The following is a 17,935-nucleotide window of genomic DNA, read 5'->3' on the forward strand; positions in this document are numbered from 1 at the left end:
TATGAAAAAAACTCTAGTACTTTTACCTCTTTTGGCGGCTCAGATTGCATTTGCCCAGGAAAAGAAGACCATTACAGGAAAAATAGAAGACGGAAATACATCTGCTATGATCTCCGGAGCATCTGTAAAGATAGAAACCCAGTCCGTTTCTACAAAGACCGACTTAGTAGGAATTATTGAAAGTGTATCGGTAGGTACAGTAACCGACAGTAACGGGAAATTTATCCTGGAAATTCCTGCAGACACCAAGTCTGTATTGGTAAGTTATCCGGGCTATGAGTCCAGGGTCATTCAGATCAGTGAAGGGCAGACCAATTATACGGTAAGACTGGCTCCTGAAGTTTCAGACAAAAATAAAATCCAGGAAGTCATCATTACCGGATATCAGAAAATTGAAAAGCGTAAGCAGACTTCTGCCGTTGCTACGGTGAAGATGGATAACATCAACCAGGCAGGTGTAGCCAGTGTAGACCAGATGCTTTCGGGACAGGTTGCAGGGGTTGTGGTAACGCCTCAAACCGGATCTCCGGGAGGCCCTGCAAAGATCAGAATCAGAGGAACAGCTTCTCTTTCAGGTCCGCAGGATCCGCTATGGGTAGTAGACGGTCTTCCGTTAGAAGGAAATGATGTTCCTAATTTCAGCGATAAAGATAATATAGACCAGCTACAGAATTTTTCTATTGCAGGTTTAAACCCTAACGATATTGAGGATATCACCATTTTAAAAGATGCCGCGGCTACCGCTATTTATGGAGCCCGAGCTGCCAATGGGGTGATCTCTATTACCACTAAAAAAGGAAAAAAAGGAACCATGAGAATCAATTTCTCAGCTGATACCTTCGTGACATCCCGCCCGGATTTTAACAAGCTTAACCTTCTGAATGCTTCTGAAAAAGTAGATTTGGAATTAATGCTTGCCAGCCGTGCCGACCTAACTTACCGTGCTGATAAAGGGGAAGTGATGAGAATTCTAATGAAGAACGGGCAACTGGATGTTTACAGAAACGGAGGTTTGGGAGCATTGAATACATTTACCCGTCAGCAGCTGGATGGTTTAAGAAGCAATAATACAGATTGGGGGAAACTTCTTTACAGAAACGCGATCAATAAGCAGTATGGATTAAGTGTTTCAGGAGGAAGCGACCGTTCAGATTATTATTTCTCATTGGGATATTATGATGAAGAAGGAACAACCATCGGAACTGGTTTTAAACGATATAACCTGACTTTAAAAAACAATTATAAACTAAGTGATAAATTAAGTGCAGGAATCTCTATTTTTGGAACGCAAAGTGAGCGGGAATCGTTTGTGACAGATGCTGATGCCTCCATCAATCCTATCAATTATTCAAGAAACGCCAATCCTTACCTGAGCCCGTTCAACCCGGACGGAAGCTACAGGTATGACCAGGATATTGATGGTTTTTCCGACCGATACATTCCTTTTAATTTCCTGGAAGAAAGGGAAAATACAAGCTATACCCTGAAGAACCGTTCTTTAAAAGCCATATTCGATTTAGAATATAAAATAACGAAAGACCTGAAGATTACTTCTCAGTTGGGGATGCAGTATGACAGCAACAAAACAGAGAAATTTGCGGCTCAGGAAACCTACTTCACCAGAAAAATGAGAGAAGGGACCCGTTATTACAAAGATGGGGCATTCCGCTATTTCCTGCCTGACGGAGGGGTAAAACAAAACTGGGATAATGACTTTTTCCAGTACAACTGGAAATTGCAGGGATCATACAGTACAAAAATCAATTCAAGACATGAAATTGATTTGATGGCCGGAACAGAAATCCGTAAAACGGAAGATAATACAACATTGACCCGAGCTTTCGGTTATGACGATACAACACGAAAAGCGACAGCCATCGTTTTCCCAAATTCCAACGATGCTTCGGACAGAAGATATGAGACGTACCGTGAAATGCCACCGGTTGAGAATGCTTATGCTTCCATGTTTGCGACCGCTTCTTATACTTTTGACCAGAAATATACTTTTTTCGGAAGTGTAAGATATGACGGAACCAATTTATTCGGGGTTAATAAAAAATACAAATACCTGCCGATATGGGCGGTTTCAGGTTCGTGGCTGGTAACGAAAGAAAACTTCATGAAGAATCTTACGGCTGTTTCTAACCTGAGATTAAGAGCTTCTTACGGTTTGCAGGGCAATATAGACCGTAATACTTCACCGTTCTTTATCGGTGAATATTATGATGCAACGATTCTTCCTGAAAATAAAGAGAATATCATCAACGTCATCAGCCCTCCAAACGATAAACTGCGTTGGGAAAAAACAACCAACATCAACTTTGGACTTGATCTGGGAGTGCTTAAGAACCGTGTCAACTTTACAGCGGATATCTACAGCAGAAAAGGAACAGACATGATCAGTATGAAAGAAACACCGCTTGAAACCGGGTTTGAATATACGATGATGAACTGGGGAAGCTTGACCAATAAAGGTTTTGAACTGGCTTTATCTACGAGAAACATCGATAAGGAAAACTTCAAATGGAGTACTACGATTAACTTTGCCCACAACAAGAGCCGGGTTCTTAGCGAACAGCCTCGTAACAACGCTTTGCTTCCTTCAAGAGAAGGTCTTCCCGTAAATGCCGTTTTTGCACTGAAAACTGCAGGAATGGATGCAAACGGAAATCCAATGTTCTGGAAAGGAAATGAAAAAATATCAGCCGAAGATTTCTTCAAACTCTACGATGTGTACGCAGATTTCCTTCCGGGTCAGCTTGTAGATACCAAACTGTCCAATGAAGAGCTTAGAAGCCTTTTCACGTATGTAGGAGACCGAGATCCTAAGTTCACAGGAGGAATTATCAATACATTCAAAGTACACAACTTTGATATGACTATTTCTGCTGCTTTCAGCTTCAAGCAAACGGTGATGAGGTCGCCTTCTTACCGAGGAATGGATCTGGACAGAGGAAGAAATTATACAAAAGATGTCTACGAAGCCGGAACTACACTTCCGGGAATCACCAGTCCTGATATGGAAAGCAATCCGGGATGGATGGTCAATAAATGGTTTGCCGATAACCGTTCCAATGCATACAGTTTACTGGATGTGTGGGCAAAAGAGATCAGCTATGTAAGAATCAGCAGCATCCGTTTAGGCTATACACTCCCTAAAGAGTTTACCAGTCCGATGGGAATCAGCAGTCTGAGACTGAGCATCGAAGGACGTAACCTGTTTGTGTTCAGTAATGGATATAAAGGATATTTTGATCCGGAAACTTACGGAAATATCTATGCACAGCCCATTGCAAAATCAGTGACAGTAGGATTTAATGTTTCTTTTTAAAACTTGAGAAAAATGAGAAAAATTACAACAATCATTGCGATCGCAGCACTAAGCCTTTCCAGTATCGGATGTGACCGTTTTTTAGATATACAGCCTGAAGGGAAAATTATCCCTGTCAGTGTGGAGGATTACCGTAAAGTGCTTACATCAGCCTATTCAAAATATCCGGTTCACAAATCTTTAACCGCTCTGCGTACAGATGAGATGAATATCGATGAAAATGTAAATGAATTTAATGTCTACCGTGAAATTGCGATGTGGAAAGATTCCAATACAGATCAGGCAACAGCAGAGTTTCCGTGGGTGAGTTTTTATTCCGTAAATTTTTATCTGAATCAGATCATCAATGAAGGAAGCAAGACCATGGCAGATTCTCCTGAAAAACAGCAGATTTTGGCAGAAGCTTATGCTCTTCGTGCCTATTTATACTTTGATATGGTTAACCTTTACGGGAAACCTTACAATAGTGCTACAGCAGCGACAGACAGAGGGGTGCCAATCAGCCTTGAAATAGACCTTGAACAGGTATTGAAACCATCCTCTGTACAGGAAGTCTATAACCAGGTGAATGCGGATATTGCAAAGGCAGAGGGACTTATGGTAGAGGAGAAGCAGCCTTCCGGCATCAATTACAGATTCTCAAAGGTAGCTTTGAAAGCATTTCAGGCGAGAACCGCCCTTTACCAGGGCGACTGGAACAAGGCTTTAGACTTTTCAGAGCAGGTCCTGACGGTTAAAGGAGATTTAAGCAATTTAAATACTGCGACTACAGCTCCTAATCATTATGCTTCAGTGGAATCTATTCTGGCTTTGGATAATGCATTCAATATCGCAGTGCAAAATGTTTCCTTTGCCTCTACAGAACTGACTTCAAAATATAATACGGCTACAGACAAAAGGTTTGCGCTTTATTTTCAAAAGAACGGCAGCAAATACAAAGTCATCAAAGGAGGAACCACAGATTTCAGAGTGTCTTTCAGAAGTGCGGAGATGTATTTTATAAAATCTGAAGCATTATTAAAACTGAACAGACTGAGTGAAGCTAAAGATACATTGCTTAAAGTTTTAAAGAACAGATACACTCCGGAAGGATACACTGCAGTTCAAAACCAGATCAGTTCGATGAATACTACAGAGTTCATGAATTTTATACTCGATGAAAGATTCAGAGAATTTGCATTGGAAGGACACCGTTGGTTTGATTTAAGAAGAGCCAATCAGAAAAAAATCATTCATAATGTGAACGGTACAGAGTATATTCTTCAGCAGAATGACGTGAGATATACCATAGAATTTCCAATGAGTGCCAAAAAGAATAATCCTCTTTTATAAACATTCATAATAGCAACGCCTGAAACCGCTTGAACTTAATAGTTTTAGCGGTTTTTTTGTACTTTTGTCATGTTATGAAAATTGCCATTATAGAAGATGAATTGCTGGCTGTTAATTATCTCAAAGATCTCTTGGGTAAACAAAGCATAGTCCCTGTGACTGAGACGGTGGTTCTGCGTTCAAAAAAACAGGCAATAAACTTCTTCGAAAACCATTCAGCAGATCTTATCTTTATGGATATTCATCTCGGTGACGGAATGAGTCTGGATATTTTTGAAGATGTGGAACTTTTTACACCCATCATTTTTATAACCGCTTTTGATGAATATGCGATGAGGGTTTTCAGGCATTTCACAATAGATTACCTTCTGAAGCCTTTTGAAGAAGAGGATTTGCATCAAGCTTTGCAGAAATTCATTTCCATACGGACTAATTTTGATCCGGAACCTGTTCTAAAATCGATGTCCTCATTACGACAGGCAGACAGCCCTGAGGTGATGAAGCGTTTTATGGTAAGGGAGGGGAATAAGCTTAAATCAATAGACGAAGAAAACACAGCCTATTTTTTCGCCTCGGGAAAATACCTTTTTCTGACGACGATGGACAACCAGACCTATATTTATGATGATACAATTAAAGATGTCATCCATAAACTGAACCCACAGCTGTTTTTCAAAATCAACCGTAAGTTTATCATCAATAAAAATGCAATTGTTGAGATCATCAAGCATTCCAGCCAAAAAGTAGAACTGAAACTGTCTCCTGCTCCTGAAATTAATTCGGATGTATTTATCAGCAAAAGACAGATTACCGAATGCTTAAACTGGTTGAAAAGCTGATTAAGAAATAGTTGTGCTTAAAACGGGCTTCCGGGCTGATCATTTTAAATGTATTTAATTTTTCAATTATTTATTTCCCACTCGGTACGCTTTAAGACTCAATCCTTTATGTCGTTTGAAGAACTTATTGATATGGCTTTCATCAGCAAACCCAAATTCATCAGCTATTTCATGAACTCTTTTATCGCTGAAACGTAATCTGTGTTCTATCAGCCGGATGCGGTAAGAAGAGATATACTGCTGAATAGATTCATTGCATTGCTTACGGAAGTAGCTGCCAAGATAGGTAGGAGATAACCCGAATTTTTCAGAGATGACGCTAATCTTTAAAAACTCAGGATGGCTTATATGTTCCTGAATGTAATCCAGAATTTGCAATATACGGCTGTCTGCATTGAGCGTGATAAACTTTGGATGAATCACAGCCATGTTTCTTGCAGCGATTACGATAATAGCATTCACGAAATGGCGGATGAGATCTTCATTGTAAATAGATTGGTTTTTAATAGCTTGCTGTAGGTTTTGTATCACTAAATCAACCATTTTTCTGTCATCATTATTAACAAGTACCGAGCCTGGTATATGGGATGCATAGTATAAAAGACATTCGATGTGGTCTATACTTTTCCATTGATATTCCCTGATATAGCTTTCTCCAAAACGGATCACCATAAATTCGCAGGTACTTTCAAGATCAAATGCATGACAGTCATTGGGTGTTATGAGAAATAGGTCTCCTGCAGAATACCAAAAATTATTTCCATTCACAGCGTGGTTTCCCGTACCTGAAATAACGTACACAAATTCGAAAAAATTGAACTGCCTGTCACGTAGAGGACAATCATTTACTTTTTCATAGAATACCTCAAGCGACTGATGCATGTTTTCTTTTGCCATACCGTAAAGATACCCAAATAAGCTTTAAATGTACCTGTTTTTATTCTGTTTACCAGTCTATTTTTGTGAAATTAATACAGTAAAGAAATATTATGAAAGCAATCGTGTTGGAAAAATTTGGAGGAGCTGAATGTCTTATCTATAAAAACATAGAAAAACCTGAAATAAAAACAAATGAAGTACTTATTAAGGTGAAAGCTGTAAGCATCAATCCTGTAGACATCAAAGTCCGCAGCCGGCAGGCTCCGCTGGCAGAAGAACTTGCACAATACAATCCATTGATTTTAGGGTGGGACATTTCCGGAGAAGTGGTGGAAGCCGGAAGTGAGGTCACGCAATTTCACATTGGTGATGAAGTGTTTGGGATGGTCAATTTCGTGGGACACGGTAAAGGATATGCAGAATATGTTGCAGCTCCTGCTGAACATCTCACTTTAAAACCGAAGAATATCACTCATATAGAAGCTGCCGCAAGTACTCTGGCAGCTTTAACGGCATGGCAGGCATTTAACAGCTATGGTAAGTTGAGATCAACAGATAAAGTACTTATCCATGCTGCTTCGGGTGGTGTGGGACATTTCGCTGTACAAATCGCTAAATATAGGGGCGCCTATGTCATTGGTACATCTTCATTGTCCAATCGTGATTTCGTATTAAAACAAGGGGCTGACGAGCATATCGATTACCTTACAACTTCTTTTGAAAAAGTACTCCGGGATGTAGACTTTGTTCTTGAATCTATAGGAGGCGAAAACTTTCAAAAATCAGTAGAGGTATTAAAACCATTTGGAACCATTGTCACATTACCCTCCGGACATACGGAAGATGACGAATTAAAAGCCCGTGAAAAAAAGCTGCATGCCTGTTATTTTATGTCTGTCTATTCCGATGGGGCCGATATGAATCAGATCGCGTCCTTACTGGAAGCAGGTATATTGAAACCGTATGTCTCCCATGTATTTGAATTTGAAGAAATGGCTAAGGCACATCGGCAAATTGAAACCGGGCGGACGGTTGGGAAAGTGGTGGTGAGGTTTTAAAAAATCTGAGCAGGAAATGAGTGCTTTAGGTCGTATTTCATTTGATGTATGATCGTTTGTGAAAAAGATTATCTTTACCCTACCTCAATTGACACTATACATGAAACGATTTTACTTTCTGATCACAGGCTTTCTTATCCTTATTCATCTCAATATCAATGCACAGACCGACAGTGTTAAAAATTATGTAGTCAGTGCTCTTGACCTTATGAAGGCCAAATCCGTCAATAAACATCGGGTCAATTGGGATTCGCTATATACAGATTCCCGCAAAAAAGCTGAAAATCTTCATACCATCAGAGAAACGTATCCACTTATTAAAAATATTCTGGGAGATCTGAAAGATGCTCACTCCAATTTTTTTCCACCAGAAATGGTTCAGGCTTATACTCTTGGCTATAGAGCTACAGGGCAGAAATTTCCCGTTATTGAATCAAAAATAATTGAAAATCAGATAGCTTACATCAGGCTTCCCGGTATTGCCTGTTATCACTTTGCCGAATGGGATGAGTTCGTCAACACATTTTATAAGAAAATTGAAGAGCTCCATGCCCAAAAGCCCAAAGGCTGGATACTGGATCTCAGGGATAACGAAGGCGGAATGTTTTACCCAATGTTTGCGGCTTTGTCGCCGATGCTGGATAAAAAAAACGTCATCGGTACCGTAGATGCAGAAGGTAAGTATGCATTTTTTAAGTATAACCCTAACGGAGACCTTTATGAGGGGAAGCTGCTTGCTCATCATTTTAATGTCAAAAAAGTTCCTCAACAGATCACGAAGCCGATTGTAGTGATGGTCAACAAGAAAACATCAAGTTCAGGAGAGTTTTGCACGATTGCTTTTGCCGGTCAGAAGAATGCAACGGTTATCGGTCAAAATACAATGGGCCTTACGTCAGGAAACCAGGAATACAAGCTTTCTGATGGAGCATTCCTTGTTTTGACTACAGGGAATATCGTAGACCGTACCAAGAAAGAATATTCTAAAGTAGGACAGGGGTTTTCTCCTAATATACTTTTGGAAGACCTTTCAGATGTTCAATACATGAAAACAGCCTCCGGGATATTGCTAAAAAACTAATCTTTAAATTTTTATAAGGAAAAGAACGCGCGCGAAGTCGAAGACTTCGCGCGCGTTCTTTTACCGCTTGTATAGAATGATGTAATGAATGTTGAGCAATGGATGTCCTATAAACAATATCTTCTTTTTAAATCTTAAAATAATCTAATCAATTCCTGCTAAAACTTAGCTATTTTTGACAAACTAAATTTCCAAAATAGAATGAAATCCAAAGCTTCTTTTTATACTGCGTTGATCATCGGAATGACTTTTGTTCCGCTCCATGCACAGACTCCATCACAATTAAATAACGAAATTTCAAAAGTGGAAGCTGGACTGATGCCTGCCGTTCGTTTTCAGGGCGAACCCTTATGGACATTGGAAGCGAGAATGAAGCATTATAATGTTCCTGGTGTCAGTATTGCTGTTATTAAAAATTCCAAAGTGATCTGGACGAAGACCTATGGATTCGCAGATGTAGAGTCTAAAATCCCTGTCAATTCTAAAACATTGTTTCAGGCAGCATCTATCAGCAAACCGGTTAGTGTTTATGCGGCATTAACGGAAGTGGAAGCCGGAAAGATAAATCTGGATGCCGATGTCAATTCCTATCTCAAATCATGGAAAATCCCGGAAAATGAATTCACAAAAGAGAAAAAAGTCACTTTTAAAAATGTGGTCAGTCATACAGCAGGTTTTACGGTGAGCGGATTCCCCGGATATGAAACTGGAAAGCCTATTCCTACACTGGTTCAGGTTTTAAGCGGTCAAAGTCCCGCAAATACTCCGGCTGTTTTCGTAGATAAAACTCCGGGAACACCTTTCCGTTATGCTGGAGGAGGATATTGTGTGTTGCAGCAGATGCTTATCGATTTGGAAGGAAAAGATTTTACCACCATTATGAAGGAAAAAGTACTTCTGCCGCTGGATATGAAAAGCAGTACTTTTTCACAACCTTTATCCGATGTACAGGCCCAATTTGCTGCTACGGCATACAATCAGGACGGGGTAAAAGTTCCGGGAAAATCACACACCTATCCAGAGCAGGCAGCAGCCGGTTTATGGACTACACCTGAAGATTTGGCTAAATTCGTCATTGATGTCCAGAATACCCTGAGCGGAAAAAGCAGTAAGATTATTTCACAAAAGACTGCTGAACAGTTTACGACTTCCTTCATCGATCCGTTTATGGGATTGGGAATCTTTCTGGAAGACAGAAGAGGGCATATGTATTTTCACCACGGCGGCTGGAATGAAGGGTTCTCCAGCAGATTTATAGCCAGTAAAACAAGCGGTGATGGAATTGTAGTATTAACGAATACCAATAAACCTGATTTTGTAGAAGAACTCGTACGTTCGGTAGCAGAAGTCTATCACTGGCCTTTATTTAATGCGCCGGTTCAGAAAATAGTACCCTTAAATCAGGATGATTTTAAAAGTGTCGGACGTTACAAAAATGGGAAATATGGTTTTTCCAGAGTCTATAATGAAAACGGAAAGTTGATGATTGCTTATAATACAGAAACTCCTGTAGAAATGATCAAAGTCGGGAAAAATAAGTACGCATTTCGAGACTGGGATTTGACGATAAAATTTGTGAAAAATGCCGATTCCGGGAAAACAGATATCGTACAGGCCTATTCTAACGGGAAAATAAAATCAACAGAGGCACAGATGAGTGCAGACGATAAAACACCTTTGGAACTGGTGCTGGATGGACGTTTCGGCAAAGGTCTGGAAGCTTATAAAAAAGCCAAAACTGAAGAGGCCGGTAACGATCTTCTCTCTGAAGGTTATCTGAACGGAGTAGGCTACAAAATGCTGGGAAATAAAGAATTCACAAAATCCATTGATATTTTTCGTGTGAATGCGGCATTGTATCCCAAAAGTGAAAATGCCTACGATAGTTTAGGGGAAGCTTATCTGAAAGCCGGACAAAAGGATAAAGCCAGAGAGAGTTACCAAAAAGTATTGGACATCAATCCTAAAAATGAAAACGTTGCAAAGATTTTAAAATCATTATAAAACAAACTGCTTTCATATTTTGAAGGCAGTTATTATTTTTAAACAGAGACCCAATTCAGGGCTTCTGTTTAAATTATTTAAATAGCTTCCGTACTGTGTATTTGTTGAAGGAAATCAATTTTTATTTGGATACTACACCAGATCCTGACAGGACGCCTTATGAATTAATGGTATTAGAACATATTGATCTGCAAAGTGACTTTCCACAGTTTATAATTGATGGCAGTCCCATACTTTTCCGTTAGCTGATATCAGAGATTTATTGATGGAATGGCTGATGTTTTTACAATCTTAGGCTGTTTTGAAAACAAATCATGGATGGATTACGTATCATTTATTTAACAAATCGAGGCTTTTTTTGATTATAAAAAAGATATTTTAAATATTTCTTTTAAAAATTGATTTATAAGTGTATATGTGTGGTATGTGGGTGTAAAATGATGAAAAAATAAATGTTTTTCGAAATTTTGTGAGTATTTTTGGCGCTACTAAAAAATATAAACCACCAAGTACTGATTCACCTTATGATCTTAATTGTTGACGACAACCAAAGTAATCTTTACTCACTGAAAAAACTGCTGGAATCCAAAGATTTTCAGGTAGATACAGCCGAATCCGGAGAAGAAGCACTAGGGAAAGCCATAAAAAATAATTATGCACTGATTATTCTGGATGTACAGATGCCGGGTATGGATGGATTTGAAGTCGCTGAAACACTGGCTGACTACAGCAAAACAAAAGAAGTTCCTATTATATTTTTATCGGCAGTAAGTACTGAAAAAAAATTTATAACCAGAGGATATGCCTCAGGGGGAAAAGATTATGTTACAAAACCTGTAGATCCGGAAATTTTATTGCTTAAGGTTAAAACCTTTTACAGTCTGCAGGAGCAAAATCTTGCCATGAAAAAGACCCAGCAGAGCTTGGAACTGGAAGTCAAAGGAAGAAGAGAATCACAGGTGACCATGAAGTCACAGATCGATCATTTTCAGCTAATGCTGGAATCTTTGCCGCAGATCGCATTTACACTCAATGAAGAGGGAAACATAGAGTTTGTGAACCTTAAATGGTACCAATATTCAGAGACTGATGTAGACTTTCCGGAGGTTCATCCTGATGATCTTAATATCAGAGAAGAATTTGACCGGTGCAGAAAAAAGGATAAAGCACTTGAGCTGGAAGTCAGGATAAAAAATAGAGATTCAGGAGACTACCGTTATCACCTTTTACGAGTAACCCCTGTGAATGACGGGAATGGAATCAAAAACTGGGTAGGAACCTTTACCGATATCGACGATCAGAAAAAAGTAGAAAAGGAAAAAGATGAATTCCTGAGCATCGCCAGCCATGAACTCAAAACACCTTTAACAAGTATTAAAGCCTATGTTCAGTTGCTTGACCGTAAATTAAAACTAGATAAACAAAGTGCTGAAGCTGGTTTTATGGGGAAGGTTCAGGATCAGATAGAAAAACTGAATACATTGATCACCGACCTGCTTGATGTCTCCAAAATAGAAAACGGCAAGCTTAAGATCAACAGAAAGCCAACCAGCCTGGAAAACGTGATCAGCAATGCAGTTGAAACCATCATACAGACCCATGACGAAAATAAAGTCAAGATAAAAAGACATGGTATAAAACCGGAAATCCTGATTCCTTTAGATGAAATACGCATAGAACAGGTTCTGATTAATTTCCTGACCAATGCCATAAAATACTCTCCTCAAAATAACCAGGTGATCATCACTACGTTTGTAGATGATGAAAAGCAGGAAGTAAAAGTGAGTGTTACCGACTTCGGAATAGGAATCCCGGACTTTAAGCAGGATGCTGTATTCCGTAAATTTTACCGTGTAGAAGAATCTTCGCTGCAGTTCCAGGGAATGGGGATCGGGTTATTTATATGCTCGGAGATCATCAAACAGCATCACGGAACCATTGGTGTATCCAGTAAATTAGAGGAAGGATCTACTTTCTATTTCACCTTACCCTTAAATTAAGTCACATGCCGAAAAAAATAATCAGAAATCTTCAGTTTGGAGTCGGGTTATCGTTACTGATCTTAATTGCAAGTTCAGTGGCATCTTATCTGAGCATTCAGAGACAGATGGACCATCGTGAAAGTCTTTCTCAAAGCAGAAGATCAATTACTGCCGTTAAAGACGTTCTCGTTGCTTTACTGGATGCCGAAACCGGAAACCGAGGCTATCAGCTTACAGGAAGAGAAAACTTTTTAGAGCCCTATCACCGCAGTTTAAGCGAATATACAAAAGCTTTTGAGCGTGCAAAATCCTTAAATATTTCAGATAAAAATCAGCTGGAACGTTTAAATGCCTTAGAAAAAAATGTTAACAGCAATATTGGCAATTTAAAGCGGTTTGTTCAGAATAGACGACAAGGGATGGTAATGACGCAGGAGCAGATTCTGATGAGCAAAAGCTATATGGATAAATGCCGCCAGATCGTTCGTGATTTTGTTCAGTACGAAGAAGCTCAGCTTGAAATTAAAAACAAGGATCTCAACCGCTCATCCGGTACAACCGTTATGTTTATCATTGTTTCGGCAATAGCAGCGGTAGTAGTCACGATCTTTTTCTATATTAAACTGAGGGCAGATTTGATTCGCAGAGACAAATTAGAAAATGAATTACGGACAAAAGACCTTGAAATCAGCAGACGTGTAAGCGCTATTCAGCAGATTGCCAACAGAGTTGCCAATGGTGATTACAGTCAGAAAGCAGTTGATCATTCACAGGATGACCTGGGAGATCTCGTAGATTCACTGAATCATATGACCGATTCTCTGAAGAAATCTTTTGATAAGATCAACAAAAGTGACTGGCGCCAGAAAGGCCTTGCTCTACTTAATGAATCTTTAGTAGGAAATAAATCGGTAAAAAAAATTGCTGATGCATCTTTGAATCAGCTTGTTGAATACGGAAAATGCATCAATGGTGCGCTCTATCTGTTTGATGAAGGGACTCTGAAGCTGAGCACTGCTTTCGGTCTGGAAAGTACTATGAAAAAAACTTTCGAGCCGGGAGAAGGAATGGTAGGCCAGGCCTTTACCAATGAGAAAATGCAGGTGTATAGCAACCTTCAAGAAGAAGATTTTACGGCAAGCTTTGCAAGCAGCAGAATAAAAATCAACGGAATACTATTAATCCCTATTCATGCAGATGGCCACTGTATTGGAATACTAGAATTGGGATCTATCACAGATTTTGATCAGGACAGACTTGATTATTTTGCAGAATGCAGCCGCAATATTGGCATTGCTTTAAATGCAGCCAAGGGCCGTGAGAAAGAGCAGCAGCTCCTTGAAGAAACCCAGGCTCAGTCAGAGGAATTGCAGGTACAACACTCCGAGCTGGAAAACCTGAATACAGAACTGGAAGCCCAGACCCAAAAATTGCAGGCTTCAGAAGAAGAGTTGAGAGTACAGCAGGAAGAGCTGATGCAGGCTAATGCCGAACTGGAAGAACGTTCAAGACTTCTGGAGGAAAGAAATCACATGATTGCCCAGAGAAACGGGGAGATTCAGAAAAAAGTAGAAGAACTCGCTTTAAGTACCAAATATAAATCTGAGTTTTTGGCCAATATGTCCCACGAACTGAGAACACCACTGAACTCAATCTTACTTCTTTCCAGATTAATGGCTGAAAATCCTGATGAAAACCTGAATGAAGATCAGGTGGAGTCTGCAAGAGTAATTCAGAGCTCGGGAAGCAGTCTGTTGACCCTTATTGATGAGATTTTAGACCTCGCCAAAATAGAATCAGGTAAAATGACCCTGGAATATCAGGATGTGGTCGTTAATGATGTGATCAGAGATTTAAGAAGCCTGTTCAATCCGATTATTCAGGAAAAGAAAATCAAATTTGATATTCATATAGAAGAAGGCGTCGAAAAAACTATTGAAACCGATAGACTCCGTGTAGATCAGGTTTTACGTAATCTTTTGTCCAATGCGATAAAATTTACAACAGAAGGAAGCATCACTTTAAATATTAGAAAAGATACTGAAAATAAAGAGTTCATTGTTTTCAGTGTGAAAGATACTGGAATTGGGATTCCGGAAGAAAAGCAGGCCATTATTTTTGAGGCATTCCAGCAGGCAGACGGCTCTACGCGTCGTAGATTTGGCGGTACCGGACTAGGGCTTTCCATAAGCCGGGAAATTGCAAGATTACTCGGAGGGGAACTAAGTCTGAAAAGTAAAGTTGATGAAGGAAGTGAGTTTAGCCTTATTATTCCTGTAAAAGCTATAGATGAAACTATTCAGCCTGAAACAGATCAGAACCTGGTGGATACTATTCGTGAAGATGTTGAAGAGATCCAGAATATTCTGGAAGAAACAGAAGCAGGAACGATACTGCATTTGGAGACCCTGGAAATTCCTGAGGACGTAGATGATGACAGAGACGGAATAACACCGGAAGATAAAGTGATACTGATCGTTGAAGATGATATCAATTTTGCCAAAGCACTTCTCAAATACACCCGTATGAATAATTATAAAGGGGTTGTTGTGGTGAGAGGAGATTACGCTTTATCAGCAGCCGTTCAGTATCATCCGCAGGCTATTTTACTGGATGTTCAGCTGCCTGTGAAAGACGGTTGGAAGGTAATGGACGAACTTAAATCCAATTCTGCTACCAAACATATTCCGGTGCATATGATGTCTGTTCTGCAGCTCGAAAAGGAAAGTCTGATGAAAGGCGCTATTGATTTCATTAATAAACCGCTTGCTCTGGACAAAATGACAGATGTCTTCAAAAAAATTGAAGATGCCCTTCAAATGTCTCCGCAAAAAGTTTTAATTGTAGAACATAATGCCAAGCATGCCAAAGCATTATCCTACTATTTAAGCAATTTCAATATTTCTTTATCCGTAGAAAATAATGTCGAAGACAGCGTTAAAGCTTTAACTTCAGATCATATTGACTGTGTGATCCTGGATATCGGAGGCTCAAGAAGCAGTGAATATAAAGTAGTTGAATCCATTAAAAGTTATGAAGGACTGGAAAACCTGCCTATCATTATTTTCACAGAACACAGTTTGTCCAAATCCGAAGAACTGAAGATCAGGCAATACGCAGATTCCATCGTTGTTAAAACCGCTCATTCTTACGAAAGAATTTTAGATGAGGTAGGTTTATTCTTACATTTGGTGGAGGAAAAAAATAACTCTGTGGAGATCGCAAGAAACAAAGTTTTAGGTTCATTAACTGAAGTTTTGAGCGGAAAAAAAATATTGATTACCGATGATGATGTCCGGAATATTTTCTCTTTGACCAAAGCCTTAGAAAAATATAAAGTGGAAGTAGTAGTTGCTATGGATGGAAAACACGCTCTGCAGCAGATCAAGGAACATAAAGATATAGACGTTATTTTAATGGATATGATGATGCCTGAAATGGACGGCTATGAAACCATAAAGGAGATCAGAAAAATGCCCGCATTGGCAAGGCTTCCTATCATTGCAATTACAGCAAAATCCATGATTGGGGACCGTGAAAAATGTATAGAGGCAGGTGCTTCAGATTATATCTCAAAACCTGTGGATATCGACCAGCTATTGTCCTTACTGCGTGTCTGGCTATATGAAAGTTAAATGATGAATAAGAAGATTTTGATTGTGGACGATGATCCACGTAATATATTTGCACTGAAACTGACGCTGAAATCAAGAGGCTACCAGATTGAAAGCTGTACAATGGCTCAGGAGGCCATTCAGATTTTAAAAGAACATGCAATAGACATCATCCTTATGGATATGATGATGCCTGAAATGGATGGATATGAAGCCATCAGAATGATTAGAAATACACCATCTATGAGCGAAATTCCTGTGATTGCGGTTACGGCTCAGGCTATGCCGGAAGACCGTCAGAAATGCATCGATGCAGGAGCTCAGGATTACGTATCAAAACCAATTGATGTAGATCAGTTGATGACCGCCATCGAAAAATTTTTATAAATGCTGGAGCCGAGTATCGTTAAAGATGAAGAAGTAGAATATCTGATCAAAGATGTTTATGAGATGTATGGCTATGATTTTTCAGAATATAGCAGAGCTTCTTTTAAACGTCGGGTTAACCGTATTTGTCTCATTGATAGATTTACCAGTTTTGCGGAACTTCGGTATACCGTTCTCAATGATCCAGAATATCTGACACGCTTTGTAGAAGAAATTACAGTGAATGTGACCGAAATGTTTCGTGATCCGCACTTTTTTAAAGCGCTGAGAGAGAAAATTTTACCACAATTGGGAACATATCCGCTCATCAGAATATGGGTGGCGGGTTGTTCTACAGGGGAAGAAGCCTATTCAATGGCTATTTTGCTGAAAGAAGCCAATCTCTACCACAAATCACTGATCTACGGGACAGATCTGAACCCCTCCGTTTTAGAAACGGCACGCTCTGGAGTTTTTCCTTTGCAACAGATGAAACTCTATTCAGAAAACTACATTTTGTCAGGCGGGAAAAAAGATTTTTCAGATTACTATACCGCCAACTATGACAGTGTAAAATTTGATAAAAGTTTAAAGGAAAAACTGATATTATCCACTCATAATTTAGTGTCAGATAGTTCTTTTAATAGTTTCCAGCTGATCATTTGCAGAAATGTACTCATCTATTTCGACCGGGATTTACAGGAACGTGTTTTTAAGCTTTTTGATAACAGTCTTGAAAATCTGGGCTATCTGGCCTTAGGTTCAAAAGAGACTCTGAGATTTTCCAAATTAGACAAGAATTATCATCAGATTGATGATCAGAGGATCTGGAAGAAAACCGAGCATATATAACACATTGAGCATGGAAACAAAAAACACAAAGACAGAATTAGTCGTGATAGGAGGATCAGCAGGAAGCCTGCGGGTTATTCTGGAAATGCTTAAAAATTTAAAAAACGAATTGAGTTTCCCTATTTTGCTGGTGCTTCACCGCAAAGCATCTTCAACAAATGTTCTGCAGACCTTGCTACAGCAGTTCGTGAACATGGAAGTTATTGAGATCGATGACAAAACGGAAGTTCAAAACAATAAACTGTATGTAGTTCCTGCAGATTATCACTTATTATTCGAAAATAAAAAGATGATGTCACTGGATTTTTCGGAGAAAATGAACTATTCCCGTCCCTCAATTGATGTCACATTCAAATCTGCGGCGGAAATCTATGGCAAAAACCTCGTGGGCGTTTTGCTTTCAGGGGCCAATGCAGACGGAGTTGAAGGTTTGGGATGTATTAAAAAAAATAAAGGAAAAGTCTGGATTCAGGAGCCTGCAACGGCTGAAGTAGACTATATGCCCAGACATGCGGTAGAAGAAGTTGACTACGATCTGATTATTAAACCCAATAATCTGGCCGATTATATCAATCAATTATAAAATAAGAAATTAAA

The 17,935-nt window shown here is 39.3% G+C and carries 12 protein-coding genes; 11 read left to right on the forward strand and 1 reads right to left on the reverse strand.

All coding sequences use genetic code 11. From position 1 onward, the window contains the following. The first annotated feature begins 1 nt into the window (after position 1). The 3 genes from HHL23_RS04105 to HHL23_RS04115 all read left to right on the forward strand — a co-directional run bounded on the left by HHL23_RS04105 (position 2) and on the right by HHL23_RS04115 (position 5,502). Positions 2-3,331, forward strand: a complete 3,330-nt coding sequence (locus HHL23_RS04105) for a SusC/RagA family TonB-linked outer membrane protein (RefSeq protein WP_169233549.1) — start codon at positions 2-4, stop codon at positions 3,329-3,331. 12 nt (positions 3,332-3,343) lie between these two features. Further along, positions 3,344-4,663, forward strand: a complete 1,320-nt coding sequence (locus HHL23_RS04110) for a RagB/SusD family nutrient uptake outer membrane protein (RefSeq protein WP_169233550.1) — start codon at positions 3,344-3,346, stop codon at positions 4,661-4,663. Between the two features lie 74 nt (positions 4,664-4,737). Continuing rightward, the gene (locus tag HHL23_RS04115; protein ID WP_169233551.1) at positions 4,738-5,502 is read left to right on the forward strand and encodes a LytR/AlgR family response regulator transcription factor; all 765 of its coding nucleotides are present in this window, start codon (positions 4,738-4,740) and stop codon (positions 5,500-5,502) included. Positions 5,503-5,568: 66 nt separating this feature from the next. Here the strand turns inward: HHL23_RS04115 and HHL23_RS04120 are convergent, their stop codons facing one another. Continuing rightward, positions 5,569-6,399 carry an AraC family transcriptional regulator gene (locus tag HHL23_RS04120; protein ID WP_185194853.1) on the reverse strand — a complete coding sequence of 277 codons (831 nt, stop codon included), beginning with the start codon at positions 6,397-6,399 and terminating at the stop codon, positions 5,569-5,571. 92 nt (positions 6,400-6,491) lie between these two features. Here HHL23_RS04120 and HHL23_RS04125 point away from each other — a divergent pair, with 92 nt between their 5' ends. The 8 genes from HHL23_RS04125 (at position 6,492) to HHL23_RS04160 (ending at position 17,921) form a co-directional block, all read left to right on the forward strand. Then, complete coding sequence (locus HHL23_RS04125; protein ID WP_169233552.1) at positions 6,492-7,439, forward strand: NADP-dependent oxidoreductase; 948 nt, start codon at positions 6,492-6,494, stop codon at positions 7,437-7,439. 100 nt (positions 7,440-7,539) lie between these two features. After that, positions 7,540-8,520, forward strand: coding sequence for a S41 family peptidase (locus tag HHL23_RS04130; RefSeq protein ID WP_169233553.1), 981 nt, complete (start codon positions 7,540-7,542; stop codon positions 8,518-8,520). Positions 8,521-8,721: 201 nt separating this feature from the next. Next, complete coding sequence (locus HHL23_RS04135; RefSeq protein ID WP_169233554.1) at positions 8,722-10,524, forward strand: serine hydrolase domain-containing protein; 1,803 nt, start codon at positions 8,722-8,724, stop codon at positions 10,522-10,524. Positions 10,525-11,048: 524 nt separating this feature from the next. Beyond that, entirely contained in the window at positions 11,049-12,524 is a 1,476-nt protein-coding gene (locus tag HHL23_RS04140; RefSeq protein ID WP_169233555.1) for a hybrid sensor histidine kinase/response regulator, read from the forward strand. A gap of 5 nt (positions 12,525-12,529) precedes the next feature. Further along, positions 12,530-16,141 (forward strand): response regulator, encoded by a 3,612-nt coding sequence (locus HHL23_RS04145; protein ID WP_169233556.1) that lies wholly within the window; start codon positions 12,530-12,532, stop codon positions 16,139-16,141. A gap of 3 nt (positions 16,142-16,144) precedes the next feature. Continuing rightward, on the forward strand, positions 16,145-16,507 hold the full coding sequence (locus HHL23_RS04150) for a response regulator (protein WP_317174664.1): 363 nt from the start codon (positions 16,145-16,147) through the stop codon (positions 16,505-16,507). Beyond that, on the forward strand, positions 16,508-17,338 hold the full coding sequence (locus tag HHL23_RS04155) for a CheR family methyltransferase (protein ID WP_169233558.1): 831 nt from the start codon (positions 16,508-16,510) through the stop codon (positions 17,336-17,338). Positions 17,339-17,348: 10 nt separating this feature from the next. Beyond that, the gene (locus tag HHL23_RS04160; RefSeq protein ID WP_169233559.1) at positions 17,349-17,921 is read left to right on the forward strand and encodes a chemotaxis protein CheB; all 573 of its coding nucleotides are present in this window, start codon (positions 17,349-17,351) and stop codon (positions 17,919-17,921) included. Positions 17,922-17,935: the final 14 nt, after the last annotated feature.

Origin of the sequence: Chryseobacterium antibioticum, from assembly GCF_012927325.1 — a bacterium.
GTDB classification, from domain to species: Bacteria; Bacteroidota; Bacteroidia; order Flavobacteriales; family Weeksellaceae; genus Chryseobacterium; species Chryseobacterium antibioticum.